The following is a 26356-nucleotide window of genomic DNA, read 5'->3' as shown; positions in this document are numbered from 1 at the left end:
TTGAAATATCGTAAATTGTTTCTATAAACTACGCGCAGTCCGGCTTTCCGGAACTGCAACCAGGAGTGAGAACAAGGTATGAGTACCATCGAAGAACGCGTCAAGAAAATCGTTGCCGAGCAGCTCGGCGTCAAAGAAGAAGAAGTGACCAACAGCGCTTCTTTTGTTGAAGACCTTGGCGCTGACTCGCTTGATACCGTTGAGCTGGTCATGGCTCTCGAGGAAGAGTTCGAGACCGAGATCCCGGATGAAGATGCCGAGAAAATCACTACCGTTCAGGAAGCCATCGACTACGTGAATGCTCACCAGAAGTAATCACAAAGTCTGCTGACTGAATACAGAAAAGCCGTAGTTCTTACTTTGAACTGCGGCTTTTTTGCATCTATTTCACGTTGAGCTGCTGTTTACTTCGGCTGCTGTTATTGCCGAGGGCGCCCTTTATGCGGACAATGCTGTCCGATTGCCGCGAGATTATGTTTTGTCTCGTCATCCCTGAGAGTTGAATAAGGAGCATCCTGTGTCGCGCAGACGCGTCGTGGTAACCGGCCTTGGCATGTTGACCCCTTTGGGCAACACGGTGGACAGCAGTTGGCAGGCAGCCCTGGCGGGCAAAAGCGGTATCGGACCTATCGAGCATATGGACGTGAGTGCTTTTGGCACGCGCTTTGGTGGATCGATCCGCGATTTTGACATCGAGCCGTACATGGCGCCCAAGGAGGCGCGCAAGCTCGATCTGTTCATTCAGTACGGTATCGCTGCCTGTATGCAGGCACTTACTGACTCGGGCGTAGAAGTCACCGACGACAATCGTGACCGGATCGGCGTTTCCATGGGCTCGGGGATCGGCGGTCTGACCAATATCGAGAAGAATCACGAATTATTGCTGGCCAGCGGTCCGCGGCGCATTTCACCTTTTTTTGTGCCCGGCTCTATTATCAACATGGTGGCAGGCTACTTCTCCATACAGTTCGGTCTGCAGGGTCCTAATTATGCCCTGACCACAGCCTGCACCACGGGTACCCACAGCATCGGCATGGCTGCGCGCAACATTGCTTACGGTGAGGCGGATGTGATGATCGCTGGCGGGTCAGAGATGGCCACCAGTGGTCTGGGTCTGGGGGGCTTCAGCGCCGCTCGGGCGTTATCGACGCGTAACGATGATCCCACTTCGGCTAGCCGGCCATGGGATCGCGATCGTGACGGATTCGTGTTGTCTGATGGCTCCGGCGCGCTGGTACTCGAGGAGTACGAGCATGCCAAGGCACGCGGCGCTAATATCTATGCGGAACTCATCGGTTTTGGCATGAGTGGCGATGCTTATCACATGACTGCTCCACCAGAGGATGGACGCGGCGGGGCCAAGTGCATGACCAACGCCCTGCGTGATGCCGGTGTGGACCCCTCAGCAGTCGGTTATATCAATGCCCATGGTACCTCCACCTCCGCCGGCGATCTGGCCGAGACGCGTGCGGTGAAGACGGTGTTTGGTGACCATTCTCAGGCATTGGCTATCAGCTCGACCAAATCCATGACTGGCCATTTGCTTGGCGCAGCCGGTGCGGTCGAGGCGATTTTCAGTATCCTGGCCCTGCGCGATCAGGTGGCGCCGCCTACCATCAACCTCGACAATCCCGATGAAGGGTGCGATCTGGATTATGTCGCCCACCAAGCCCAGCAACGCTCGCTTGACGTTGTGGTGTCCAATTCGTTTGGCTTTGGTGGCACCAACGGCAGTCTGGTGTTCCGTCGTCTCTGATGACGGACTCCGGTCTGGACAGCGTGCAATCACCGCAGTGTCTGGTTAACGGCCAGCAGCTAAGCGAGCTTTCAGTGCTGGACCGGGGGCTGGCCTACGGTGACGGCTTGTTCGAAACCATGCGCGTTGCCGAGGGTCGCATTGCGCTGCTCGAGTATCATCTTGCTCGTTTGCGTCGTGGTATTGCTGCGTTGAAAATGGAAGCCGACCTGACTGAAATCGTCACAGAGCTTAATATGGCAGCCGCGCAGTTGCATAACGGCGTGCTCAAGATGATTCTGACTCGAGGGCTTGGCAAGCGGGGCTACGGCATTCCTTCCCCGGTACAGCCCACGAGAATCTGCCAGAGCTTGCCGCCCGTTGATTACCCTGTTGATAATGCCCGCAACGGAGTCAGATTGTTTGAGTGCCAGACACGTATGGCGATCCAGCCTCTGCTCGCCGGAATCAAGCACCTTAATCGGTTAGAGCAGGTGCTAGCCCGCAGTGAATGGTCTGATACTACCTATGCCGAAGGCATGGTGCGCGACACCTCCGGGAATGTGATCGAGTGCACCATGAGTAATATCTTCATGCTCCATGAAGGACGCTGGGTAACGCCGGATGTGTCCGGGTGCGGAGTGCAGGGGATCATGCGCGACTATCTGATTGATCAGTTGGGCCAGATCGATGATCCGGTTGAAGTCATGACAGTCGACCTTTCGACCTTGATGGAGAGCACTGAGGTGTTCTGCTGTAATAGCCTTTTCGGTGTGTGGCCGGTCATCGGTCTGAAGAATGCGAGCTGGCCGATTGGACCCCGAACACGCCAGGCACAACGCCTGGCAGAACAGGTGATATAGTGAAGTTGATTCTGCGTTTTATTCGTTTAGTTATTGTTATGTCAGTTGTTTCTTTTTCTGCGATAGGTTTGTGGGGATACCTAACCCTCGAGGATGTGCTGGAGCAGCCTGTCCGTGTGGATGAGCCTACCAGCCTGGATGTGGCGCCGGGCAGTACTCCGGCAGGGGTTCTCGCAAACCTTGAGCGAGATGGTGTCATCGACCGGGCTCAGTGGCTGCGTCGTTACTGGCAGTGGCAGATGCCGGACTCAGTACTGCAGGTGGGTGAATATCAACTCGAGCCCGGTATGTCGGCAGCGGAGCTTTTGCGCAGGCTGGATGCAGGGGAGGTTGTGCGCCGCAGCGTGACACTGGTCGAAGGCTGGAATTTCCGGCAGGTACGCGAGCAACTGGCAAAGGCGGACCGACTTCAGCAGTCACTGGACGCAGAGGCCAGTAACAAAGAGGTCATGGCGGCACTGGATCTGGAGGGGATACACCCGGAAGGGCGTTTTTTTCCTGACACCTACCAGTACACCTTCGGCATGAGCGATCGCGACATCCTGCTCAGGTCGTTCCAGCGCATGGAAGAGGTACTGGCTGATGTGTGGCAGTCGCGTGCTGACGATCTGCCGGTGAAGACGCCATACGAGGCTTTGATACTTGCCTCTATCATCGAGCGTGAAACGGGTGTGCCACAGGAGCGCGGCGAAATTGCTGGTGTGTTTACCCGCAGGCTGCGCATCGGCATGCGACTGCAGACTGACCCTACGGTTATTTACGGCATGGGCGATGCCTACCAGGGCAATATCCGTCGCAGTGATTTGCGCCGGCCGACTGCCTACAACACCTACACAATAGACGGTCTACCGCCGACACCTATTGCCATGCCGGGCCGCGAAGCTTTGCAAGCAGCTGTTAATCCAAAGTCCGGAACCAGCCTGTATTTTGTCGCTCGTGGGGATGGCAGCCATGTGTTCTCCGACTCCCTGCGCGAGCATAATCGAGCTGTGCAGCAATACCAGATTCGTCAGCGGGCCGAGAGCTATCGCTCCAGCCCTGGCGGCACGGGAGAGGGCTCGCAATGAGCGGATTGTTTATCACTTTCGAGGGGCCTGAAGGCGCAGGCAAGTCGACAAACCTGCAGTTCTTCGCCGCGGCGCTTCGCGAAGCCGGCTGTGATCCGCTGTTAACCCGTGAGCCTGGTGGTACACCGATTGCGGAGAAAATCCGTGGGGTATTGCTCAGCCACCACGATGAGGTCATGTGCTCGGATGCGGAGCTGCTGTTGATGTTTGCTGCACGTGCTCAGCACCTCGATCGTCTCATCCGTCCAGCCCTCGAACAAGGACAGGTAGTAATCAGTGACCGTTTCACGGATGCCACCTACGCCTATCAGGGTGGCGGCCGCGGGATCGCTACGCAGCGGATCGCCGCGCTTGAGGACTGGGTTCAGGGTTCATTGCGCCCCGATCTGACTATCGTTTTCGATGTGCCGGTGGAAATCGGCATGCGGCGGGCCCGTGCGCGCAGTGAGCTGGATCGTTTTGAAGTGGAGCAGACGGCTTTTTTCGAGTCGGTTCGTCAGACCTATCTCGACCGCGCCGCCGCGGACCCGGGCCGCTACCGGGTAATCGATTCCAGCGGCACGCTCGATGACGTTGCAGAGGCAATGCGGCCTTTGATTGCGCAGGTTCTGGAGCGGTGGCATGTCTGAGGTTGCCTTTCCTTGGCATCAGGAGGTCTGGTCTCAACTGACCGAACAGCAAGAGCACGCACACGCCTACCTGTTTAGTGGTTTGCCGGGCGTGGGCAAGCGGCGCTTCGCCAATGCGTTCGCCGCTTTTCTGCTATGTGACAAACCTGCTCAGGGCATGGCCTGTGGACGGTGTCGCAGTTGTCTGCTGCGCGAAGCAGGCACTCATCCCGATCTGTTATTGATCACGCCGGAGGAGGAGGGTAAAGCAATCCGTGTTGATGCCATCAGGCAACTGGTCGACTTCATGGGCCAGACGTCGCAGCAGGGAGGCAGCAAGGTGATCGTTCTGCATCCTGCTGAGGCGATGAATCAAAATGCGGCTAATGCTTTGCTTAAATCCCTCGAAGAACCGACTGCAGCGACCTATTTACTATTGGTCACGGATCAGCCAGGGCGCCTGTTACCAACAGTACGCAGTCGTTGCCGCGCACAACGACTCCCTACGCCAGCGCAGGCTTCGGCGCTCGCCTGGCTGGCTGAAACCGTGCCCGAGCTCAATGAAAATCAGCGGTTGATACTCTTGCAGATGGCCGCCGGTGCGCCATTGCGTGCCGCTTCTCTGTACGAAATGGATGCGGTACAGCTGCGCTTGGGTGTGGTTGAGAACATCAAGGCGTTGCTCAAGGACAAGCAATCTCCCAGTCAGGTAGCTGAAAGCTGGTCGAAAATCCCCCTCGAGTTGTTGATTGACTGGTTCTGCAGCTGGACGCTGGATTTACTCAAACTGCAAACGGGCGCGATTGCTCAAGCCGAGAATAGTGATATGGATGTGGTGCTTGGCTACATGGCCAAACACGTTCACGCGCAACAGTTGATGCAATGGCAGGACTGGTTGCTCGCGCATCGGTCGATGACGCTGGGCAAGGCGAACCTCAACAGGGGATTGTTTCTCGAGACCTTGTTGCTAGAGTGGAAACAGTTGCTGAAAAAGCGTTAATCTGCAAACACAATTGATCAGGATGAATACACCATGAGTAATCCGACCGCCCCCGGTCCCCGCAACGGTATCCTGTCCCTCACTATCAAGGACAAGTCGGTTTTGTATGCAGCCTACATGCCTTTCGTGAAGCACGGCGGGCTCTTTATTCCGACCAACAAGAGCTATCGACTCAGCGATGAAGTGTTCATGCTGCTCAACCTGATGGACGAGCCGGAGAAAATTCCTGTGGCTGGCAAGGTTATCTGGATCACACCGAAAGGGGCCCAGGGTAACCGAGCTGCGGGTATCGGTGTGCAGTTCAGCGATCAGGACAATACTGCTCGCAGCAAGATCGAAACCTACCTCGCAGGTGCCCTCAAGTCCGACCGACCCACCCATACGATGTAATTTGTATTTCCATGCTGATTGACTCCCACTGCCATCTTGACCGATTGGATCTCACTCCTTACTCAGGCTCACTTGACGCTGCACTGGATGCGGCGCGGGCGAAAGGGGTGGGCAAATTTCTCTGTATAGGCGTCGATGCAGCCAATGCGCCGGTGGTTAAAAGCCTGGCTCAGCGCTATCCGGATGTTTACTGCAGTGTAGGTGTGCATCCGCTGGATCTGGCGGACGAGCAACTCACCGAACTCGACTGGCTGCTTGGGGAGCTGGATCACCCCCGCGTGGTTGCAATTGGCGAAACCGGGCTGGATTATCATTATCAGCCCGAGATGGCTGAGCAGCAGAAACGCTCCTTTCAGTGTCACCTGGTGGCCGCTCGACAAACCGGCAAGCCGGTCATCATCCATACTCGGGCGGCGCGGCAGGATACCCTGGACCTGCTACGTGAGGCCGATCTTGCTGGCACTGGCGTGCTGCACTGTTTTACCGAAGATTGGGATATGGCGCGCCAGGCATTGGATCTGGGGTATTACATTTCGCTCTCGGGGATCGTCACCTTCCGCAATGCCGACGCGCTGCGAGATGTGGCGCGTCGAGTGCCCGCCGACAGACTCCTGGTAGAAACCGACTCTCCGTATCTGGCCCCCGTACCTCATCGGGGCAAACCCAACGAGCCTCAGTTCGTTTGCGATGTAGCGGCCTGCGTGGCCGATATCCGCGGTGAGCCCCTCGATACGCTATGGCAGAACACCACTGAGAACTTCCACCGGTTGTTTCCTCTAACCAGGTGATCTGACGGTCAGACACGCAAAAAAAACCCGAACACTGGGGGAAGTATTCGGGTCAAGACCATTAGGAGTGTTGCTCGGTTAGGCCTGGCCCAACCATTCAGGCCGGGCGCTTGGGGGAACGCATCAACCTGATGTATTGAGTATTACCCAGATCCCGCCATCCGCCAGCCCTTTGTTCCCGTTTCATAAACCGATTTGGAATACGCAGAAGCGATTTTATCGTCAACTGTTGTTAGCTGCCGGTCGGGCAGCTTTTTTTACTGTAACTATACTGTCACAGCCATGACTTAGTTTTCAGGAACCAACGACGATAAAAGGAAGTACATCATGCGTTTGCAGCAGATGCTCGTACCCGCGTTAATCACCCTTGCCATGCCGTTTTCCGCCATTGCCGAAGAGTTGCGCCTGCTCACCTGGGGCGGTTATGCCCCGGAAGAAGTTATCAGCCAGTTCGAGGCGCAAACTGGCATTGATGTGCAGGTCACCCTGTCCAACAACGAGGACATGATTTCCAAACTGCGCGCCACAGGCGGGTCGGGTTTTGACCTGGCGCAGCCCAGCCAGGACAGAGTTACCAGTGCCCAGCAGGAATATCGGATCTACAAGCCGATGGATATCAGCAAGGTGGACTCTTCGCTATTCATTCCTTCCATGCTGGCGGCTACCAAGGCCAATACCGAACTTGATGGAGATATTTATGCTGTGCCCCATGTGTGGGGCACGACAGGTCTGATCGTCCACGACAGTGTCCGGGATCAGGTGAGCGACTTCGCAGATCTGTGCAAGCCGGAATTGGCAGGTCGCGTCTCTTATCGTTTGCGTCGGCCAATATTGATCGGTATGGCGTTCTCCATGGGCGAGGACCCCTTTGCGGCCTATAACGACCCTGTGGCCTATGAAGCAATGATGACACGCGTTCAGGAGAAGCTGATCGCCTGCAAGTCCAATGTGAAGACCTACTGGACCGGAGGTGATGAGCTGATCAACCTTGTTGCATCAGGCGAAGTGGTTGCTGCCAAGGGCTGGGATGCAGGTGGCTGGAAATTGCAGGCAGAGAACCCGAAGATCAGCTTTGTAGCACCGGCCAGTGGCGCGCTTGGTTGGATCGACACCTTCGCGCTACCGCGCCGTGGCGAAAACGATGACGCTGCCTATAAGTGGATCAATTTTGTCATGCAGCCGAAAATTGCCGCTCTGATCACCGAGTCTGCAGGTAACTTCACTGCCTCGCGCGGCGCCGAGGCCTTTGTGGGTGCGAAACTGAAGGAGAGCTTCCAGAGTAGCTTCGACGAGGCGGCACTGGAAAACATCAAATGGTATCCACCGGTTCCCCCTGGTCTGGAAACTATTGAAGGTCGTATTCTTGATCGTGTGAGCGCTTCGAACTGAAATTGATGCCAGTTGACTCGCCCGGCGCAATGCCGGGCGATTCGGATCCTACGCAACGGACATGCCATGCAATCCTCACCCGATACCATTCTTGATCTCGAGTGCCATCAGCTGCACAAAGCCTTCGCCGGCCAAGCGGCGGTAGATAATATTTCCCTGAGCATTCCGGCCGGCTCGTTCTTCTCTATTCTGGGTCCCTCGGGGTGCGGTAAAACAACGTTGCTGAGGATGCTGGCGGGTTTTGTCGAACCCGACCACGGGGATATACGCATCAAGGGTCAATCCATGCTGGGGGTGCCGCCCAACAAGCGACCTCTGAACATGGTCTTTCAGCATCTGGCTCTGTTTCCGATGATGAGCGTGGCAGACAATATTGCCTATGGCCTCAAACGCCGGGGTGTTTCCAGACCTGACATTGCCCGGCGAGTGAACGATGTACTCGATCGGGTCGGTCTGCCTGACGTAGGTCAGCGCAAACCTGACCAGCTCTCCGGCGGGCAAAAACAGCGCATTGCCATCGCCCGTTGTCTGGTGCTGGAGCCAGCGGTGTTGTTGCTGGATGAGCCTCTGGGGGCTCTGGATCTGAAGTTGCGTGAGCAGATGAAGCTGGAACTCAAGCAGCTACAACAGACTTTTGGCACCACCTTTATCTACATCACCCACGACCAGTCTGAAGCGCTGGTTATGTCCGATCAGGTGGCGGTGATGAACAAGGGTCGCTTTGAGCAGGTGGCCAGTCCGCAAACCTTGTATTACGAGCCGGCCACGCCTTTCGTGGCGGGATTTGTTGGCGACTCCAATCGGCTTCAGGCACGCGTGACAGCTCCGGGCCGAGTTACCCTGGCTGGCGGTCAGATTCTTTATGCGACCGCTGCAGGTGCTTTGCCAGTCAGTGTGGGCGATGCCGTTTCAGTGTTTGTTCGCCCCGAAGGTATCAGCCCTTTTTTTCCAGGTGAACCATGCAGGATGGACAATTGCCTTAACGCACAAATCAATACGCTGTTATTTGATGGCGCGAACAGTCGTATTAGCGCAAAGGTGGACGAGGGCGCCGAGCTGACCGTCCGACTTCCCCAGACCCCCGAGTTTGCCAAGCTGAAACCAGGTGATCGACTGCAACTGGGTTGGATGAGCAATCAGGCGCAGTATTTTGCGGCGGCGCCCCAATGAGAGCGGGTAGGGCGACGCGGGGCGGATTGAAACTGGGCGTTTTTCTGCTCATGCTGCCATTGTTGCTGTGGCTTTTGTTGCTGATTCTGCTGCCGCATGTGGATATGGTGCTGGTTTCACTGCGCGAGCGCATCGGCTTTGCGGAGCATCGCTTCAGCTGGATGCACTACGAGCTGTTCTTTACCGAGTCGCTGTATTGGCGAACCTTTCTGCGTACCGCGGTAATATCCATCTTTACTACATTGCTGACGCTGGTCATTGCCTTTCCGGTCGCCTGGTACATCGCCAAGCTGGTGCGTGGTCGCAAGCGCTCGCTTTTGTTTCTGGCGTGCCTGGTGCCTTTCTGGGTCAGCGAGTTGGTGCGTACTTATGGATGGATGATCCTGCTGCGTGAAAGTGGCGTTATCAGTGGCGTATTGCAGTGGAGCGGCCTTGCTGCCGGGCCGGTGGAGATGCTCTATAACGATGTTGCGATCATGGTAGGACTGGTCTACGCGTCGATTCTGTTCATGCTGGTGCCATTGGTGACCACGCTCGATAGCCTGGACGACAGTCTTGTGGAAGCGGCCTACGACCTGGGCGGTAATCATCTGAGCGTCACGCGCGACATCGTCATCCCCCATGCCATGCCGGGAATTGTTTCCGGTTCGATTGTGGTGTTCATGCTGTCGGTAGGTAACTATCTCACGCCAGTGCTGCTGGGTGGCAAGGACAGCATGTGGTTCACCGAGCAGATCTTTACCCAGTTCATTACCCGGTTCAATTGGGAGCAGGGCGCCGCATTCGGTGTTCTACTTTTGGTACTGTCATCACTGATTGTCTGGCTGGGTCTCAGGTTGAGCCGGCAATCCTTTGCGGAGACCATGCGATGATTGCATCGTTACCGCTAACCCAGCGATTTCGCTGGATCTATGCCGCTTATGTGTTGGTGTTCTTCATTTACCTGGCGGCTCCCTTGATAGTCGTGGGGATGTTTGCTTTCAATGACAGCAGCTTCCCGGCACTGCCGTGGAAGGGCTTTACGCTTGACTGGTTTGTCGCCAATACCAGCGAGCGTACGGGGCTGTTCCATGATCGCGCCATTTTACGCAGCGTCGGGATCAGTGCCCTGGTAGCCAGTTGTGTCACGGTGCTGGCTGTCAGTCTGGCGACCCTGAATGCGTTTTTGTTCGAGCGACACCAATTTCCGGGCAAAAATCTACTGTTTATCCTGATGCTGTTACCCCTGGTGATTCCGGGTGTGATTCTGGGTATTTCCATTCTGGTTTTCGCTAGCCGCATCGCCAATTACCTCGACTTCAATCACGATATCTTTCTGGACATGCTTCGTCCGGGTTTGCTGTTGGTCGTCCTGGGCCAGTTCGCCTTCCTGAGCACCATTGCCACACTGGTGATCTCGGCGCGGCTGCGGACATTCGATGTGCAGCTTGAGGAGGCAGCGCGTAATCTGGGGGCCTCGCCATTGACTGCGGTACTGACAGTCACTTTGCCCTTCCTGGCTCCGGCGATTACCGGTGCCGCACTGATCTGTTTTCTGATGTCATTCGAGAACTTCAATACTACGCTGATGCTGGTAGGCTCTGATGCACCCCTGACAATCACTCTGTTCAGTCGACTGCGTGAGGGTGCTACTCCGGTGCTCAATGCCGTATCCCTGTTATTGATGCTTGGGTCTATGGTGCTTGCCCTTGTAGCTGTTCGTGTTCAAAAAAGGGCCTGACAGTCAGCTTTTAATCAATAATGGGAATTTGGTCATCAAGTTGGCATAATGCCGATTTTGCCGGTAGGGAAGTGCATAATCGTCATGCAAAAAGAATCACGCAAGGTCCGCGAGTTTCGTCGTCGCGAGCAGGAAATCCTCGATACCTCCCTACGCCTTTTCCTCGAGCAGGGTGAGGATAGCGTGACGGTGGAAATGATCGCCGACGAGGTAGGTATCGGGAAGGGCACCATCTACAAGCATTTCAAATCCAAGGCCGAAATTTATTTACGCCTGATGCTTGATTACGAGGGTGATCTTGCCGGCCTGCTGCACAGCGAGAGTATTTCACGCGATCGCGAAGCCCTGTCACGGGATTATTTTGCGTTTCGCATGAGTGACCCGGAGCGTTATCGCCTCTTTGATCGCCTGGAAGAAAAACTGGTCAAATCCAATCAGTTACCCGAACTAGTTGATGAGTTACACAAGATACGTGCCTCCAACTTCAATCATCTGACCGGGGTGATTCAGGAGCGTATCGACGATGGAAAACTCGAGAATGTACCGGCCTACTTCCACTATTGCGCGGCCTGGGCCCTGGTACACGGTGCAATGGCCATGTACCACTCGCCCTTCTGGCAGGATGTGATCGAGGACAAGGAAGGCTACATGCAGTTTCTGATGGATATCGGCGTGCGCATGGGGAACAAGTCAAAGCGCCGCCGTGAAGAGGAAACACTCAACACGCCGGCTTGAACAACGCCCATGGGCTCTGTTTGCGCACTTCTGATACCCGGAGTGCGGACAGTGCCTATCCATTCTGACCTGTAGATTGCAGGCTGAAGCACCCATCGTCATTCCGGAGAAATCATGCCCGCCCAGTCATTCCCGATCAGTTATATCGAACCTGTTTTTCGTCCACCCAGTGAGGCGCATTCGCTGATTCTGCCAGTTACCAATGGCTGCTCGTGGAATCAGTGTACTTTCTGTGAAATGTACACTGACGAGCAGAAAAAATTCCGCGCGCGGGATGAAAAGCAGGTGCTCGACGAAATCAGGCGCAGTGGCGAGCAATTGATCGTACAGCGTGTCTTTCTCGCCGATGGGGATGCCATGGTGCTTCCTACGCGTCGGCTGCTGACCATTCTCGACGCCATTCGTGAGCATATGCCGAGTGTGGAGCGGGTAACTTCCTATTGCCTGCCGCGTAATCTCAAGCGCAAGTCCGTTGAGGAGCTCAAGGAACTGCGTGAGGCTGGACTGGCCATGCTCTACGTGGGCGCGGAATCAGGGGATGACCAGGTGCTGGAGCGCGTCAACAAGGGCGAAACCTATGACTCCACCGAAGAGGCGCTTACCAAGGCGGGGGATGCCGGGATCATGCGTTCAGTGATGATTCTTAATGGACTGGGTGGCAGGAGTCTCAGCGAGCAGCATGGGCGCAACTCTGCCAGATTGATGAATGCCACCCAGCCTGAGTTTGTTTCTACCCTGGTGGTCAGCTTTCCCCAGGGTATGGAGCGCTACCGCGAGCGCTTTCCGGATTTTGAGCCACTGGACCAACAAAGCCTGTTTCTTGAATTGCAACAGTTTATCGAGGCCCTGGAGTTGAAAGATACGGTGTTCAGAAGCGATCATGCCTCCAACGCATTGGTCCTCAAGGGCATCCTCGGGGCAGACAAGGAGCGGATACTTGCGCAGGTACAAACGGCTATTGAGCGCCCCGAACGGGCCCGGTTACGTCCTGAATGGATGCGTGGTCTATAGTCGCTGAATCTGAATCCATATCTAACTCCTCGAGGGAAACAAGATGCGCTGGACAGGACTTGCTCTAACACTTTCAGCTCTGCTTGCACTGACCGGTTGCGTCAAACCCTCCGACATGCAGAAAAGCGCACGTTATTACCTTGGCGATGCGGGCTTGATGGATACCTACAGCATCACCCGGCAGGCCAATTGGAGTCTGCAGTCCGACTCCAGCCTGTTTATTGCCCAGGGGCATTTCGTTCCCGTAGGCCACCCCTATGCGAGACCTAATGTTGTCGCCGAGGAAGCTTTTGCAGCAGCCGTACAGGTCTTTCCGCTTATACGCCGAGCGGAAGCGCCAATGGGTCTGGAAGAGGCTCTGGATCAGGCAAGTGTGCAGGGTATGGACTATCTTCTGTACACCCGCTTTGCCAGTGCCGAAGATCAGGTCGGAGACCTTGAGCACTGGGAAGACTCTCGCCGGCTGGGGGATGTTGGCGTAGATCGCGCCACTCTGCAGCTTATCCTGATGGAAACGGCTACACGCCGGATGATCGATTATGCCGTCATCGCAACACGCGGTGGCTTCCTGCAATTTTACCAGTCCGAGCCAGCGGACCTGTTGCGTCCGCCGCTGGAAGATTATACCCGGCAGTTGCTCGGCCGTTGATGGAGGTAACACCATGACCCGACGACCACCACCGCACCAGTCTCTTCTGGACAGCATTCCCGGTGCCAGTTCTACCCGTCGTCCACAGCCGGCTCCGGTTGACGAGTGGGATCCGCCAGTCAGTGGCGAAATGGATCTGCAAATCACCCGCGATGGCACCTGGTACCACGAAGGTGATCCGATCAGCCGCAAGGCCTTAGTCCAGCTTTTTGCCAGTATTTTGCGACACGACGACGATGGCCGTTACTACCTTGTTACGCCGGTCGAGCGTTGGGCTATTCAAGTCGACGACGCCCCTTTTGTGGCTACCCAGCTCCACGTGGAAGGAGAGGGTGAGAGTCAGAAGCTGACATTCACCACCAATCTTGAAGATACGGTTGAAGTGGGGCGTGACAATCCGATTCGTGTCGAACTCGACGCGGCTACCCAGGAGCCTTCACCCTACGTGCTGGTCCGTCGTAATCTCGAAGCCCTGATTGGGCGCAACGTCTTCTATCAGATGGTTGAGTTGGCCGTAGAACGAGAGCATCGCGGCAAGTCCTGTCTGGGGGTGTGGAGTGATGGTTGCTTTTTTCCGATAGACGGCAATCCTGCCTGATATTGTCCCTGCATACTCGCCGGCCGTTCAGGTCGGCGCTCCCCAGCCACGTCTTTTCTGGCTCGCTCCAAGTCAAGTAGAAAAACCACCTTTTTGTAGTCCTTCAGATATTGATCTTTACCATATCTGGGTCTAGGATTGCTCGCTATGCACAACAAGTAGTGTTTCTTTCCCGGCAACCCCCAGGCGCCATTTCGTCCTGGAAGCGTGGTTTTGCGGGGTGTAACCGAGCGTTTCAGGAGAAAACAATGAACCAGACAGCCAAGGTGCAGCGCCTGCACAACACGGTCACCGACATTCCGATGCAGCCCGCCTCCGAGGATATCTGGGATACCAAATACCGGTTGAAAACCAAGGACGCAGTAGCGATCGACGCCACTGTTGACGAGACCTACCAGCGCGTAGCCCGTGCTATTGCCGATGTGGAAGAGCCTTCGCTGCGCGAGCACTGGTACGAGCAGTTTCTCTGGGCTTTGCGTCATGGTGCCATTCCTGCCGGTCGTATTACCTCCAATGCTGGGGCTCTGGAACACAAGCCGGCTACCTCGACGATCAACTGCACGGTTTCCGCTACTATTGGCGACTCCATGGACGACATCCTGTCCAAGTTGCACGAAGCGGGTCTGACGCTGAAAGCGGGCTGCGGCATTGGTTACGAATTCTCCACCCTGCGCCCCAAGGGCGCTTATGTATCGGGCGCTGGCGCTTACACTTCCGGGCCACTGTCGTTCATGGATATCTACGACAAGATGTGTTTCACCGTGTCCTCAGCTGGTGGTCGTCGTGGCGCGCAGATGGCGACATTCGATGTTGGCCATCCAGACGTGATGGATTTCATTCGTGCCAAGCGTGAGGGTGGACGACTGCGTCAGTTCAACCTGTCTCTGCTGATCACCGAAGATTTCATGCAGGCCGTTGCCGCTGATGCAGACTGGAAGCTGTCTTTCCCGCTGACACAGGCCGAAATCGACGCTGATGGTCTGGACCTGGACAATGAAGATCAGGTGATCTGGCGCGAGCTGCCCGCCACCCAGCGCTACCTGACCCGCGAAGACGGACGCGTTGCTTGCCGTGTGTCAAAGGTGCTCAAGGCGCGTCGGATCTGGGACATGATCATGACCTCGACCTACGACTTCGCAGAGCCCGGTTTCATCCTTATCGACCGCGTCAACCAGATGAACAACAACTGGTTCTGTGAAGAAATTCGCGCTACCAACCCCTGTGGCGAGCAGCCCCTGCCGCCCCACGGCGCCTGTCTGCTGGGTTCGATCAATCTGACCCTGTTTGTACGTGACCCATTCACCGAGAAGGCAAGGTTCGATTGGGAAGAGTACCGCAAGGTGGTTGACGTCTTCACCCGTATGCTCGACAACGTGGTTGAAATCAACGGTCTGCCGCTGGAAGAGCAGCGTGCGGAAATCTACCGCAAGCGTCGCCACGGTATGGGCTTCCTGGGCCTGGGTTCGACCATGACCATGTTGTGCATGAAATACGGTGAGCCCAAATCATTGGAGTTTACCGAGCAGGTTTCCAAGGAAATGGCGGTGCAGGGCTGGCGTACGGCGCTGCAGTTGAGCGAAGAGAAAGGCGCAGCACCGATCATGGACGAAGACTTTACCGTGACCGAAGCCATGCTGGTCAAGCGTCCGGAAATGCGCGCTGATGGCATCAAAGCCGGCGACAGCATCAAGGGCAAGGTTCTGTGGGCCAAGTACAGCCGTTACATGCAGCAGGTCGCCGGTGAAGATGCCGAGCTGGTTGCCGCCCTGGGCGAGAAGGGCGCGCGCTTTACCCACCACAGCTCCATCGCGCCTACGGGCACGATTTCCCTGTCGCTGGCCAATAATGCCTCCAATGGTATTGAGCCAAGTTTTGCCCATCACTATTTCCGCAACGTGATTCGGGCAAACAAGAAGTCCAAGGAAAAGGTCGACGTGTTCAGTTTCGAGCTGCTCGCCTATCGCCACTTCGTCAATGCTGACGCACTTCCGAGCATGGAAGCAGGTACACGCAACTTGCCGGACTATTTCATCGCGGCTGACGATGTAAAGCCGACAGAACACGTGGACGTGCAAGCCGCTGCGCAGAAATGGGTGGATTCATCCATCTCCAAGACCGCCAACGTGCCGACTGATTATCCCTATGAAGACTTCAAGGATATCTATCGCTACGCCTTCGAAAAAGGTCTGAAGGGTTGTACTACCTTCCGCTTCAACCCTGAGGCTTTCCAGGGTGTACTGGTCAAGGAGCAGGATCTGGCCAACACCACTTACCGCTTCAAACTCGAGGATGGCAGTTTCGTCGAGGCCAAGGGCGGCGACGAGATCGAATATGACGGTGAGATGCACAGCGCGGCGAACCTCTACGACGCCTTGAAAGAAGGCTACTACGGCAAGTTCTGACACATTGGAGCCCCTTGAGTGGCTCCCCGCTAACGAATAGTACAGAGCCCGGCCAGAGCCGGGTGAGGATCAGGAAATGGCATTGAAAATCAGCAGCAAGATCGTCGACTACGCGGTAGTCAAACCCGATGAGCCGGTCGCTCCACTGGATCTGGTTGTAGCGCCCGATGAACAACTGGAAGAGATGCACGAAAAGCTCAAGCGTCCCGAGTTTCTTGAAGGCTCGACCTACAAGATCAAGACCCCGACTTCCGAACATGCGATTTACGTCACTATCAACGATGTGATTCTCAATCACGGTAGCGATCACGAAATTCGTCGCCCCTTCGAGATCTTCATCAACTCCAAGAACATGGAGCACTACCAATGGATTTCAGCTCTTACGCTGATTATCTCGGCGGTATTCCGCAAGGGCGGGGATTGCACCTTTCTGGTTGAGGAGCTACGCAGCGTATTCGACCCCAAGGGCGGTTACATGAAACGCGGTGGTCGCTGGATGCCCTCCCTGGTAGCCGAGATCGGTGATGTGCTCGAACAGCACCTGACTCGCATTGGCATGATGACCAATGAGATGGACGAGCATCAGCGCGCCTATCTGGAACAGAAGCGTGCCGAGTTTGTCAGCCTCAAGCCCCAGGGCCAGGCTGCAGCAGACTGCGATGACAGCACAGAATCCTACCCTCCGGGAGCACAGATGTGTGGTAAGTGTCATACACAGGCTGCGGTGCAGCTGGATGGATGCATGACCTGTCTCAATTGCGGTGAGAGCAAGTGCGGTTAAGTCTTTCTCTTCACTGAAGCTGCGTTTACACGCTCTGCTTACTGCCCATAAAAAGCCCCTTTTTCAGGGGCTTTTTATTGTTTGGGGACGCGATTCAACGTTGCCTTTCTGTCTTCCTTCCAAACCCTTCTGATTAAATACCCGGTATCACTCCCTTGCCTCTCTCCCCCAACAGGGGGGTGAAGTTAACGCTTCTGCACGCCTAGGATCGATGTTGCTCCGTGATCCTACGGTGGCGTCAGCAGGAGGCCATGCATGCCCAGTATCCAGGTCAACGATACGACTATTCATTATCAGCGCAGCGGTGTTGCAGGCGGACCACGTCTGTTACTCAGCCATTCGTTGTTCTTTGATCTGAGCATGTTCGACCCACTGATCGGGCTGCTCGAGGATCGCTTCGAGATAGTCGCCTACGATCACCGGGGGCAAGGTGCCAGTGGCCGGCAAGGCGTGCTGGACATGGATAACCTGACACGTGACGCGGCCGCGCTGATCGAAGCACTGGATTTTGCCCCCTGCCACGTGGCCGGCAACTCCATGGGCGGTTTCGTCGCCTTGCGCCTGGCCACTCGGTATCCGCACCTGGTTGCAGGGTGCATCGTCATGGGCAGCAGCGCCGACCTGGAACACAAGCTCGATGCCTTCGAGCCTCTGGTCGAGGATCTTGCTCGCAATGGCCCAGGCGCCCACATCGATACTCTGATGCACATCATGTTTGGCGATCGCATTTTTTCAGACCAGGCCAGCGAGCCGCTGCTAACCCATTGGCGCAGCAAGATGCTTGATCTGGATGTAGCCATCGGCGGAGCTGCACGGGGTGTGATCCATCGTCAGAGCGTCCTGTCAGAGGTCGCCTTGCTTGAAGTGCCATTGCTGGTTCTGGCGGGCGAACAGGACCACGCCTACTCAGTGACACTGTCACAACAGATCGTCGATACCAGCGGGCACGGCGATATGTACGTGATTCCTGGGGCTGGACATTCGGTGGCGCTGGAAGCTCCGCAAGCGGTTGCCCAGCGTATCAGTGACTTTGCTGGAGTTTGAGTAATTCAATCACCCATAGAGAGAATGCAATGACAAAAATAATAAAGCGCGATACGTGCCTGGTCGGCGTTGCCACTGCCTTCGCAATAGGGATGTTTGGCTCTTTGAATAGTCATGCGGACCAAACCCTTAACAGTGTCGCGCATGCTCCCAAGATGGAAAGTGGCGAGTGGCTCAGCTACGACCGTACGCTGGCTGGTCAGCGCTACAGCCCCCTGACTGATCTGAATGAACAGACCGTAGGCAAACTGGGTCTGGCGTGGTCTATAGATCTGGATAATAACCGCGGGCTTGAAGCGACACCGCTCTATAGCAATGGGGTGTTATACACCTCTCTCTCGTGGAGCCGGGTCATGGCGGTGGATGCCGTTTCCGGTGAAATTCTCTGGAGCTTCGATCCCAAAGTTAACAAGGCAAAGGGTAGGCACGCATGCTGCGATGCCGTTAACCGAGGTGTTGCCCTGTATGACGGCAAGGTTTATGTGGGGACGCTGGACGGCCGGCTGATTGCCCTGGACGCGAAGACCGGCAATGAAGTCTGGAGCCAGCAGACAACCGATAACAGCCAGCCCTACACCATTACTGCGGCACCCCGTGTGGTCAAGGGCATGATCATGATCGGTAATGGCGGTGCCGAATTTGGCGTGCGCGGTTACTTTTCCGCCTATGACGCGGTAAGTGGCGAAATGAAATGGCGTTTCTTCACTGTTCCGGCAGATCCTTCCAAGCCGGTAGAGCATCCAGAGCTGGTAGATGCCGCCAAAACCTGGAGCAAGGATACCGATTGGTCGCTGGGCGGGGGTGGTACTGCCTGGGATAGCATGGTCTACGATCCAGATCTTGATCTCTTGTATGTTGGAACAGGTAACGGCTCGCCCTGGAATCGTGAGATCCGCAGTCCAGGCGGCGGGGACAATCTGTTTCTGTCATCGATTCTCGCCTTGAAACCGGAAACCGGGAAGCTGGTCTGGCACTATCAGGTCAATCCGGGTGATACCTGGGATTTTACTGCGACTCAGCAGATGACACTGGCCAACCTTGAGATCAATGGCAAACAGCGCCAGGTATTGATGCAGGCGCCGAAGAATGGATTCTTCTATGTGCTTGATCGTGCCACGGGCGAGCTTCTGTCAGCCGAAAAAATCGGCAAGGTGACCTGGGCAGAGCGCATTGATATCGCAACCGGACGACCGGTAGAAGTGCCTGGTGCGCGGTACGAAGAAGAGATGGTGGTTATGTGGCCGAGCCCATTTGGCGCGCACAATTGGCATCCGATGTCGTTCAATCCGCAAACGGGTTTGGTCTATATTCCGTATCAGGAAGTACCCGGTACCTATAGCAATGAGGGTAAGGGATTCGTCAAGCGCGAGGCGTTCAATACCGGCGCAGGCTCATCGGAAATTACAGAATTGCCGCGTGATTACACCTCCGGTGCATTGCTGGCCTGGGATCCTATCAAGCAGGAAGCGGCTTGGCGCGTTGAGCATGACAACCACTGGAATGGTGGCACGCTGACTACGGCGGGTAATCTGGTTTTCCAGGGCACAGCAGCAGGCAAGCTGGTCGCCTATACAGCGGACAAGGGCGAATCACTCTGGGACTTCGATGCGCAGACCGGCATCATCGCCGCACCCATGACCTTCAAGCATGGCGATGACCAGTACGTTGCGCTCATGGCGGGATGGGGTGGGGCTGCAGCGCTGTTTGGCGGTGATGCCGCAGTTGCTACCGGTGTGCGCAACGTCAGTCGCATGCTGGTATTCAAGGTTGGTGGCCAGGCCACATTACCCGCCTTGGCCGAGCCCCCAGTATCAGAGCGGATACCGGAGCCGGTGGTAGCCGCGAAGGCTGATATCGAAGCTGGCAAGCAGTTGTATGCGCAGTATTGCGCGGTCTGTCATGGAGCAGGGGTGATTGGCGGAGGTGTGCTACCGGACCTGCGGCATTCCAGCGACGCGATACGTAACGCCTATACGGCAATCCTTCTGGAGGGCATGCTTGAGCCTCTTGGAATGCCCAACTTTGCTTCCAGCCTGACGCCCGAGCAGGTTGATAATATCCGCTTGTATGTTTTGCATCGTGAGTATGAGACCTATATGCAGGCAATGCAGGTGGTCGCTGTATCAACCGGGGAGGGTGATACTACGGCCGAGTAATTACTCTAATATCAGTGATCCTTATGATAGGCTCGTTTAAAGCGCTTGCGCTTTTCTCGGGCCTGTTCGCTGTTATGCTGAAAACAGGCCCGTACCTTGACCGGGCGTTGCAGTTCAGCCAATAACAAGAGGTCGGTATAACCCGGCCCGTGCGATTCAGGATGACTGACCTTATGAATATGAAAGGCGGTGCCATAATTCCGATTACCGCTGGTGACGTGGTATCCAAAACCACGCTGCCGGGCAATGACATTCCTCTCCTGCTCTCCACCAAACTCACGCCACCTCGCCTCGGGCGCGGCATCCTGCCGAGATCACGACTCGAAGACATGGCGACTCAAGTGGCCGAGCGACGTCTGTCGTTACTCAAGGCACCACCTGGTTTTGGCAAGACCACCCTGGCCACTATCTGGGCGGATCGGCTTGCCTCCAACGGGCATACCGTCGCCTGGTTGTCGCTGGACGAAGAGGATGAGTCAGTCCAGCGCGTCCTTTTTTATCTGGCAGCCGCCCTTAATCACGCAGCGCCGGAAATTGGACGAGCTTGCCTCAGCCTGCGTGCTGAACTGACCTTTTTCACCATGGAAACCCTGGCCAGCCTACTTATCAATGAGCTGACGCACTATGGCCGGCCGGTAGTGCTCTTTATCGACGACTTTCATCGGATAAGCGACAGCGTTCTGGTCGGAGCATTGCGCTTCTTTCTGCAGCGTGCCCCCGAACTGCTCCACGTGGTGTTCATCGGACGCCGTGAGTTACCCAATACTCTGCTTGAGCATGTATACGCCGATGACCTGCTCGAAGTAGACGGCTATCACTTGCGGTTCATTCTGGATGAAACCCGTGATCTGCTGAAAAAGGCCGGAGTGGAACTCGAGCAGGCGAGTGAGCTGAGTGCCATTCAGCAGGGCTCCGACGGTTGGATAGCCTCTCTGCGTGCTTTTCTCCTGACGCCACAGATCAATCCGGGAGGCCGACCGCGTCTGGCAACGCGCAGCATCTGTATCCTGTTTGATGAGCTTATGCAGTCATTGGAAAGCAGCAGTCGAGAGCACCTGTATCAACTCGGGCTGCTCGACAAGTTCAGCATTGGCCTGCTTGCCGAGCTTTTTGGTGCGCCGAGGGCGCGTCAGATGTTGACGCTATTGCAGCACCGACAACTGTTCATCAGTGCTCTGGATGAGCGGGAAAACTGGTTCAGTCTGCATCCACTGTTTCGCAGCTACCTGAAAAAAGCCTGTATCGAGCAGGACGAATCTGCTGCCCGGGTCCTGCTGTCGCGAGCGGCCTGCTGGTTTGCCGGTCAAGAGCACTGGCTGGATGCAATTCGTCTGGGGCTTGAAAGTGGACATACCGAGCAAGTGCGTGGGTGGATAAACCAATGCGCAATGGAATTACTTGAGCAAGGTGATTTCACTACACTGGTCATGCTCGAAAAACGTTGGAAGTTGCAGGAGTTTGATGCTCCGATCCAGCTGAAGATGGCGCGGGCATGGGCTATGGGGCTTGCCCTGGAAGTCGACGCAGCGCAGACACTGCTTGCCGAGGTGCAGAGCCAGATGGAGCCTGAGGCTAGCGAGAAGGATTCTGCACTGTACTGGGAAATGCAGGCCCTCAATGCCATGTTATTGGGCCTGGCAGATCATAACGAACGTTCCGGAGCGCTCGCGGCCAGTTGTTTCGAAGCGGTACCCCATCGCCCATGGGTGACCAATGTGCTTCTCAATCTGATGAGCTGCAGTCACTACCATGCCAGCCGCTGGGATGCCTTCTATACATTGCCGCCAAGCTTGCTGGATAAGCGTCAGTCATCAAATCTGCTATTTCACGACTGCTATAGGCAGTCGATTAATGCATTGGCGGAGTCTGCCCAGGGCCGTATAGATCCGGCCACCGAATGCCTGCATAGTCTGCTGGCGCGAATAGACAAAACCTTCAACATGAGCCACAACCGGCCCAATCCTGCCCTGGTCGCACTGCCCCAGGCTCTGTTGGCTCAGCTCGCCTATCTTCGCGGTGACCGCCAGCTTGCGGAATCCTATCTTGCGCAGTGCATGGATTTCATTGCCATGGGGGGCTTTCTTGACTGCATGGCTGCAGCCTATTGCACCAGTGCCCGCCTGCAGTGGCGGCAGGGGTTTGCGGCCCGTGCCAGGCGTACGCTTGAGCAGCTTGATGTACTTGCCACACAGCGTGGCTGGACGCGCCTGCGTGCCAGAGTTCTGTTGGAGCGGACATGGCTGAACCTGCGTGATGGTAAACACCGCGAGGCTATTGCGTGCAGTCATTACCTGGCGGACCTGGCGAGTGACGAACGCGACGACGTAAATCTTGATCGTCAGATATATGCGCATCTCAGCGCTCTCTGGCTGGCCGTCAACGGTTTGGAAACAGGTGCCAGTCTGTTGGAAAAAAGCTCGGTTTTGCTGGTCGAGCTTGGCCAGAGGCAGTTGCAGATCATGTATGCAGAGGTGGCGCTGGCAGCAGGGGTATTGTTCTGTATGCAAGGGGCCAGGGAGCGCGGCGAGCATCTGTTAAGCGAGGTGCTGAGTGTAGTCCGTGAGACAGGAGCCATCAGCGTGCTGCAGGATTTACCCGTACCTGATCTTTGTGGCGCACTGGCAGATAAGGTCTCTGATCAGTGGTGGGCTGGTGCCCAGGGCCTGTTCAGCAACAATCTAACGGGCGAGGGAGTTCAAAGCGTCTGCAACGCTGCGCTGCTCGAGCTGACGGTAAAGGAACGCCAGGTAATGCATCTGGTGGCCGAAGGCAAATCGAACAAGCAGATCGCGCGCGATCTGAATGTCACACCTGAGACCATCAAATCCCATATGAAAAGTATCTTTGCCAAGCTCAAGGTAGATAACCGCGCCCAGGCAGCAGTGATGCTACAGGCTGGTTGAGTGAACAGTTACGAATTTGCAGGGAGGATGCGCAGGAGAAACACGTGATCTGGAAGATATGGAAACCGCCGCCCGGTATGACCGGAGCGGCGGTTTTTTCTTAGCGGATACCTGAAGCGCGCAGGGCGTTCGGAGTGTAGTCGGCTGAGGATGCTTCGAAGTTGGTGTCGTAATTCTCACGTTCTTCGTTGGTCATGCCCAGTGCCACGTAACGACCGTTCTGCAAGTCATACAGGGTTTCGACTGCGTAGCTGGGGATCTTCTCGTCGTAACGCTGAAGCGCGATGGCTTCTGCTACTCGCCAGAGACCGCCGCGGCCATCGTAGTGATCCAGTGCGGCCACTTGCCAGTTGTCTTCGTTAATGAAGAAGTGACGCTTGGCATACACGTGACGCTGACCTTCCTTCAAAGTGGCTTCGACTTCCCAGACCCTGTGTTTCTCGTAACGAACCAGGTCCTGGTTGATGTGACCGGGCTGGATGATCTGGTCGTACTTGATGTCCGGCGAGCCGATCTTGTAGTTGTTGTAGGGAATCAACATCTCCCGTTTGCCAATGAGCTGCCAGTTGTAGCGGTCCGGCGCGCCATTGTAGAAGTCGTAGTTGTCGGACGTGCGAGTACCGTCGGAGCCGAAGGCTGGGCCGTCATAGGCAACCTGGGGAGCGCGACGCACGCGACGCTGACCAGCATTGTAGATCCATGCCAGACGCGGTTCCTTAACCTGGTTGATGAATTCGTGCACCAGCAGCACGTCACCAGCCAAACGCGAGGGCGAAAGCACGCGCTGGGTGAAATAGAACATCAGGTTGGGGTTGGTCTCTGCGCTGTAGTCGGTCAGTGCAGTTGAAAAGGTGAATTCATCCTTGAACACCACCATGGTGTTGGAACCGTTGGCCTGAGGAGTGGCCTGTGCAATGGTGCGGCTGAAGCTGCCACCACGGTAGCGGGTAATGTGGTTCCATACCGCTTCTACGCCTGTCTTGGGGATCGGGAAGGGGTAGGCAGTATCGAAATTCTCGAGACCGTTACCGCCTTCTACTGTCACCGTATTGACCGCGTTGCGTGCAACAGCTGCGAATACCTCATCCGGCACGGTGTTACTGCGCCGGGATGGATACACGTGCATGCGATAGGTCTCCGGGTAGCGGGCGAACATCGCCAACTGGCCGGGGCTGATCTGGTCCGCATACTGATCCACGTTATCTGCTGTTACGGTAAACAACTTCTGATCATCGGCAAAGGGATCCGAGAAAAAGCCGTTCTCGCTCACCGGTGCCGCATCGGTTGCCAGGCCACCGGTCCACTCCGGAATGGTGCCTTCGGCATTGCCCGCGCGCTCAGCGCCCATGGGTGTCAATGTCGTTTGCAGTGTCGCTGCTTCTTCAACCGATACTGCCGCCGATACCGCCATCGCCAGGCTGCTCAGGGCAAGCACGGCGAAGGTTTGGCGACCCAGGTTCTTGACTGATTTCATATTATTCTCCATCCAGGTCAGAAGTTCGCACCAACGCTCAGCGCAATAAAGTCACGATCCGCCATGGCGTTGTAATCGCCACCGAAGAAGTTCGTGTAATTGATGCTGGCATTGTATTTGTTGTTATAAAGAGCGTTCAGACCGATGCTCGCGGCCTTGGATCCTTCGTTGAAGTTCGGACCGTAACCTTCCACGTCCCAGGCAAAAGCCACGTTAGGCGTCAGCTGAACACCGGCAAAGCCGCGATACTCCAGCGATGCAACAGTGCGCAGACCCCAGGAGTGCTGGGTGTAGAAGCCTTCGTCGTTACAGTATTTGGGCTGAGAGGCATTTAGTGCGGTTTCGCACAGGCCGGCTATTGGCAGTTCGCCTGAGCCGTAGAGCGAGTCACGACCAAAGCGCAGTTCGGTGGGGCTGCTCTTGATGCCGCCAATGTGGTTATAACCCACTTCACCGACCACGGTCAGACGGTCAGCGCCCCAGACGTTGTCGATAAAGTTGATGACGGTAACCTGAGCCTGGGTTACAGGCATACGCTTGTAGCCTGGCAGGTCGGTGCCGGGTGCAGCAGGAACGCCGAATACGCTGCCACCCAAGCCCTGGGAGTTGACTGGAGAAACCGGATTGCCAGCCGCGCCCAGTGCAGCACCTACCAGATCATTAGTGCTGATCTGCAGTGGCTGATTGGGACGGTAGCTGACTTCACCTGAAACCGACATGCCGCCCAGGTTGGTCTGGAAGCTCACCCCGTAGAGTCGGATGTCCTCCGGATATTCGATGTAATAGGCAGCGTCTACAGGAATTTCCCAGGCGTTGGTGTCGTTGTTGAAGCCAAAGCCTGCTGGATTCGCTGCACCGGTACCGGCAGTTGTACTGAATACCGGATTGCGGCTGTGATAGTTCATTGCAAACAGGCCAAACTCGGTCTGATTCAGACTGTCTACGTACAAGCGAAAGGCAACACCAAACTGGCCGCTATCACGTGCTTCACGGTTCTCCGTGCGAGGCACGTAAACGAAAGGATTGACTTGCGAATTTGCTGAAGCTTGAGAGCCGCCAATACCTACCTGATCACAGCCTTTGGCTACTGAATCGGTAAACGAGAAAAAGGTGCCACAGTTGTCGAGTACGGTCGGATCCCACTCAAGCTGATAAAAGGCTTCCATACCCAGGTTTTCAGTCAGACTCTGGGATACGAACAACATGTTGACTGGAATCAGTCCTTCCTTGATCTCGGCGCCAGGGCGACGGAATGCAGCTACGTCGATCGGGTTGATACTGTTGACGCTGTTCTGGATGAAGGTACTTTCACCCCAGCTGACTACCTGCTTACCCACACGTACAGAGCCCGGCAGGTTGCCGATGTTGTAGTTGTGGTAAATGAAGGCATCAAGAATCTGGCCTCCGGATGACTTGGCTGCCTGACGCCGGCCGCTGTCGTTTATATCGTAGAGCTCACGGCTGCCGTCCTTGGTTTCGAAGTCATACCAGTATTTGCCGCGTACAAATACGCCGGTATTGTCGTATTGCAAGGACAGGTCGTGGGTCGCTTTGAAAATGGTCGAGAAGGGTTCGCCCTTCTTGAAGTTCTGGCGGCCGTCGTCTGAGTTGGCGGCGTTAGCCTTGCCTCCATTGTTAACCCAGATCAGATCATCATCTATCTCACTGGTGCCGATACTGGTGCCTACCGACATTTGTGAGTCGAACTGGCCCTGCACTTCGCCGAGGTCGAATCGAACTGCATGGGCAGGGAGGGAGATGGCTACTGCTACGGCCACGGTCAATGGCTTGAGTAAGGCATTGAAGGATTGCTTTGTTGTTGTCCTAGTCATGGTATTCCTCGCGCCGGACGCTTTGTTTTTATTTGGAACCC

General features: G+C 55.8%; 23 protein-coding genes. 21 read left to right on the top strand and 2 right to left on the bottom strand.

The annotated features are described in order from the left end of the window. Positions 1 to 78: 78 nt before the first annotated feature. The 21 genes from acpP to AAC076_RS02275 all read left to right on the top strand — a co-directional run bounded on the left by acpP (position 79) and on the right by AAC076_RS02275 (position 23009). Positions 79 to 315: an acyl carrier protein gene (gene acpP / locus AAC076_RS02375; RefSeq protein ID WP_092385036.1), complete on the top strand. Its 237-nt coding sequence runs from the start codon at positions 79 to 81 to the stop codon at positions 313 to 315. A gap of 202 nt (positions 316 to 517) precedes the next feature. Next, positions 518 to 1756, top strand: coding sequence for a beta-ketoacyl-ACP synthase II (gene fabF / locus AAC076_RS02370; RefSeq protein WP_339842758.1), 1239 nt, complete (start codon positions 518 to 520; stop codon positions 1754 to 1756). Next, on the top strand, positions 1756 to 2598 hold the full coding sequence (gene pabC / locus AAC076_RS02365) for an aminodeoxychorismate lyase (protein WP_339842757.1): 843 nt from the start codon (positions 1756 to 1758) through the stop codon (positions 2596 to 2598). Before fabF ends, pabC begins: the two co-directional genes overlap by 1 nt. A 5-nt stretch (positions 2599 to 2603) precedes the next feature. Continuing rightward, positions 2604 to 3665 (top strand): endolytic transglycosylase MltG, encoded by a 1062-nt coding sequence (gene mltG / locus AAC076_RS02360; protein WP_339842805.1) that lies wholly within the window; start codon positions 2604 to 2606, stop codon positions 3663 to 3665. After that, positions 3662 to 4294 (top strand): dTMP kinase, encoded by a 633-nt coding sequence (tmk, locus tag AAC076_RS02355; protein WP_339842756.1) that lies wholly within the window; start codon positions 3662 to 3664, stop codon positions 4292 to 4294. The genes mltG and tmk overlap by 4 nt, the downstream gene beginning before the upstream one ends. Next, positions 4287 to 5273: a DNA polymerase III subunit delta' gene (locus tag AAC076_RS02350; protein ID WP_339842755.1), complete on the top strand. Its 987-nt coding sequence runs from the start codon at positions 4287 to 4289 to the stop codon at positions 5271 to 5273. The genes tmk and AAC076_RS02350 overlap by 8 nt, the downstream gene beginning before the upstream one ends. Before the next feature lie 33 nt (positions 5274 to 5306). After that, entirely contained in the window at positions 5307 to 5663 is a 357-nt protein-coding gene (locus tag AAC076_RS02345) for a PilZ domain-containing protein (protein ID WP_150276793.1), read from the top strand. 11 nt (positions 5664 to 5674) lie between these two features. Then, the gene (locus AAC076_RS02340) at positions 5675 to 6451 is read left to right on the top strand and encodes a TatD family hydrolase (RefSeq protein ID WP_339842754.1); all 777 of its coding nucleotides are present in this window, start codon (positions 5675 to 5677) and stop codon (positions 6449 to 6451) included. A 327-nt stretch (positions 6452 to 6778) separates the two neighbouring features. Next, on the top strand, positions 6779 to 7840 hold the full coding sequence (locus AAC076_RS02335) for an extracellular solute-binding protein (protein ID WP_339842752.1): 1062 nt from the start codon (positions 6779 to 6781) through the stop codon (positions 7838 to 7840). A gap of 66 nt (positions 7841 to 7906) precedes the next feature. Beyond that, positions 7907 to 9010, top strand: coding sequence for an ABC transporter ATP-binding protein (locus tag AAC076_RS02330; RefSeq protein ID WP_339842751.1), 1104 nt, complete (start codon positions 7907 to 7909; stop codon positions 9008 to 9010). Then, positions 9007 to 9882 (top strand): ABC transporter permease, encoded by an 876-nt coding sequence (locus tag AAC076_RS02325; RefSeq protein WP_339842750.1) that lies wholly within the window; start codon positions 9007 to 9009, stop codon positions 9880 to 9882. The genes AAC076_RS02330 and AAC076_RS02325 overlap by 4 nt, the downstream gene beginning before the upstream one ends. Next, positions 9879 to 10730 (top strand): ABC transporter permease, encoded by an 852-nt coding sequence (locus tag AAC076_RS02320; RefSeq protein ID WP_339842749.1) that lies wholly within the window; start codon positions 9879 to 9881, stop codon positions 10728 to 10730. The genes AAC076_RS02325 and AAC076_RS02320 overlap by 4 nt, the downstream gene beginning before the upstream one ends. Positions 10731 to 10814: 84 nt before the next feature. Further along, entirely contained in the window at positions 10815 to 11465 is a 651-nt protein-coding gene (locus tag AAC076_RS02315) for a TetR/AcrR family transcriptional regulator (RefSeq protein ID WP_339842748.1), read from the top strand. Between the two features lie 114 nt (positions 11466 to 11579). Continuing rightward, positions 11580 to 12476, top strand: coding sequence for a radical SAM protein (locus AAC076_RS02310; protein WP_339842747.1), 897 nt, complete (start codon positions 11580 to 11582; stop codon positions 12474 to 12476). Positions 12477 to 12519: 43 nt separating this feature from the next. Continuing rightward, positions 12520 to 13125 carry a DUF4823 domain-containing protein gene (locus AAC076_RS02305; RefSeq protein ID WP_339842745.1) on the top strand — a complete coding sequence of 202 codons (606 nt, stop codon included), beginning with the start codon at positions 12520 to 12522 and terminating at the stop codon, positions 13123 to 13125. 13 nt (positions 13126 to 13138) lie between these two features. Further along, on the top strand, positions 13139 to 13723 hold the full coding sequence (locus AAC076_RS02300) for a DUF1285 domain-containing protein (RefSeq protein WP_339842744.1): 585 nt from the start codon (positions 13139 to 13141) through the stop codon (positions 13721 to 13723). Positions 13724 to 13971: 248 nt separating this feature from the next. Beyond that, positions 13972 to 16125, top strand: coding sequence for an adenosylcobalamin-dependent ribonucleoside-diphosphate reductase (locus tag AAC076_RS02295; RefSeq protein ID WP_339842743.1), 2154 nt, complete (start codon positions 13972 to 13974; stop codon positions 16123 to 16125). Between the two features lie 76 nt (positions 16126 to 16201). Further along, positions 16202 to 16906: an NrdJb gene (locus AAC076_RS02290; protein ID WP_339842742.1), complete on the top strand. Its 705-nt coding sequence runs from the start codon at positions 16202 to 16204 to the stop codon at positions 16904 to 16906. 255 nt (positions 16907 to 17161) lie between these two features. Continuing rightward, positions 17162 to 17950, top strand: coding sequence for an alpha/beta hydrolase (locus AAC076_RS02285; protein ID WP_339842741.1), 789 nt, complete (start codon positions 17162 to 17164; stop codon positions 17948 to 17950). 29 nt (positions 17951 to 17979) lie between these two features. Further along, positions 17980 to 20106: a PQQ-dependent dehydrogenase, methanol/ethanol family gene (locus tag AAC076_RS02280; RefSeq protein ID WP_339842740.1), complete on the top strand. Its 2127-nt coding sequence runs from the start codon at positions 17980 to 17982 to the stop codon at positions 20104 to 20106. 173 nt (positions 20107 to 20279) lie between these two features. Further along, on the top strand, positions 20280 to 23009 hold the full coding sequence (locus AAC076_RS02275) for a LuxR C-terminal-related transcriptional regulator (RefSeq protein WP_339842739.1): 2730 nt from the start codon (positions 20280 to 20282) through the stop codon (positions 23007 to 23009). 100 nt (positions 23010 to 23109) lie between these two features. Here the strand turns inward: AAC076_RS02275 and AAC076_RS02270 are convergent, their stop codons facing one another. Then, positions 23110 to 24483 carry a DUF1329 domain-containing protein gene (locus tag AAC076_RS02270; protein WP_339842738.1) on the bottom strand — a complete coding sequence of 458 codons (1374 nt, stop codon included), beginning with the start codon at positions 24481 to 24483 and terminating at the stop codon, positions 23110 to 23112. Positions 24484 to 24500: 17 nt separating this feature from the next. Then, the gene (locus AAC076_RS02265) at positions 24501 to 26315 is read right to left on the bottom strand and encodes a DUF1302 domain-containing protein (protein WP_339842737.1); all 1815 of its coding nucleotides are present in this window, start codon (positions 26313 to 26315) and stop codon (positions 24501 to 24503) included. Between the last annotated feature and the right edge of the window lie 41 nt (positions 26316 to 26356).

The sequence above is a fragment of the uncultured Halopseudomonas sp. genome, assembly GCF_963977355.1.
In the GTDB taxonomy this organism is placed as follows: Bacteria; Pseudomonadota; Gammaproteobacteria; order Pseudomonadales; family Pseudomonadaceae; genus Halopseudomonas.
This window is presented reverse-complemented; position numbering and strand designations above follow the sequence as displayed.

Coding starts and splice junctions, on each gene's coding strand:
- acpP (WP_092385036.1), top strand. CDS start 79: ATGAGTACCATCGAAGAACGCGTCAAGAAAATCGTTGCCGAGCAGCTC.
- pabC (WP_339842757.1), top strand. CDS start 1,756: ATGACGGACTCCGGTCTGGACAGCGTGCAATCACCGCAGTGTCTGGTT.
- tmk (WP_339842756.1), top strand. CDS start 3,662: ATGAGCGGATTGTTTATCACTTTCGAGGGGCCTGAAGGCGCAGGCAAG.
- AAC076_RS02350 (WP_339842755.1), top strand. CDS start 4,287: ATGTCTGAGGTTGCCTTTCCTTGGCATCAGGAGGTCTGGTCTCAACTG.
- AAC076_RS02345 (WP_150276793.1), top strand. CDS start 5,307: ATGAGTAATCCGACCGCCCCCGGTCCCCGCAACGGTATCCTGTCCCTC.
- AAC076_RS02340 (WP_339842754.1), top strand. CDS start 5,675: ATGCTGATTGACTCCCACTGCCATCTTGACCGATTGGATCTCACTCCT.
- AAC076_RS02335 (WP_339842752.1), top strand. CDS start 6,779: ATGCGTTTGCAGCAGATGCTCGTACCCGCGTTAATCACCCTTGCCATG.
- AAC076_RS02330 (WP_339842751.1), top strand. CDS start 7,907: ATGCAATCCTCACCCGATACCATTCTTGATCTCGAGTGCCATCAGCTG.
- AAC076_RS02325 (WP_339842750.1), top strand. CDS start 9,007: ATGAGAGCGGGTAGGGCGACGCGGGGCGGATTGAAACTGGGCGTTTTT.
- AAC076_RS02320 (WP_339842749.1), top strand. CDS start 9,879: ATGATTGCATCGTTACCGCTAACCCAGCGATTTCGCTGGATCTATGCC.
- AAC076_RS02315 (WP_339842748.1), top strand. CDS start 10,815: ATGCAAAAAGAATCACGCAAGGTCCGCGAGTTTCGTCGTCGCGAGCAG.
- AAC076_RS02310 (WP_339842747.1), top strand. CDS start 11,580: ATGCCCGCCCAGTCATTCCCGATCAGTTATATCGAACCTGTTTTTCGT.
- AAC076_RS02305 (WP_339842745.1), top strand. CDS start 12,520: ATGCGCTGGACAGGACTTGCTCTAACACTTTCAGCTCTGCTTGCACTG.
- AAC076_RS02300 (WP_339842744.1), top strand. CDS start 13,139: ATGACCCGACGACCACCACCGCACCAGTCTCTTCTGGACAGCATTCCC.
- AAC076_RS02295 (WP_339842743.1), top strand. CDS start 13,972: ATGAACCAGACAGCCAAGGTGCAGCGCCTGCACAACACGGTCACCGAC.
- AAC076_RS02290 (WP_339842742.1), top strand. CDS start 16,202: ATGGCATTGAAAATCAGCAGCAAGATCGTCGACTACGCGGTAGTCAAA.
- AAC076_RS02285 (WP_339842741.1), top strand. CDS start 17,162: ATGCCCAGTATCCAGGTCAACGATACGACTATTCATTATCAGCGCAGC.
- AAC076_RS02280 (WP_339842740.1), top strand. CDS start 17,980: ATGACAAAAATAATAAAGCGCGATACGTGCCTGGTCGGCGTTGCCACT.
- AAC076_RS02275 (WP_339842739.1), top strand. CDS start 20,280: ATGAATATGAAAGGCGGTGCCATAATTCCGATTACCGCTGGTGACGTG.
- AAC076_RS02270 (WP_339842738.1), bottom strand. CDS start 24,483: ATGAAATCAGTCAAGAACCTGGGTCGCCAAACCTTCGCCGTGCTTGCC.
- AAC076_RS02265 (WP_339842737.1), bottom strand. CDS start 26,315: ATGACTAGGACAACAACAAAGCAATCCTTCAATGCCTTACTCAAGCCA.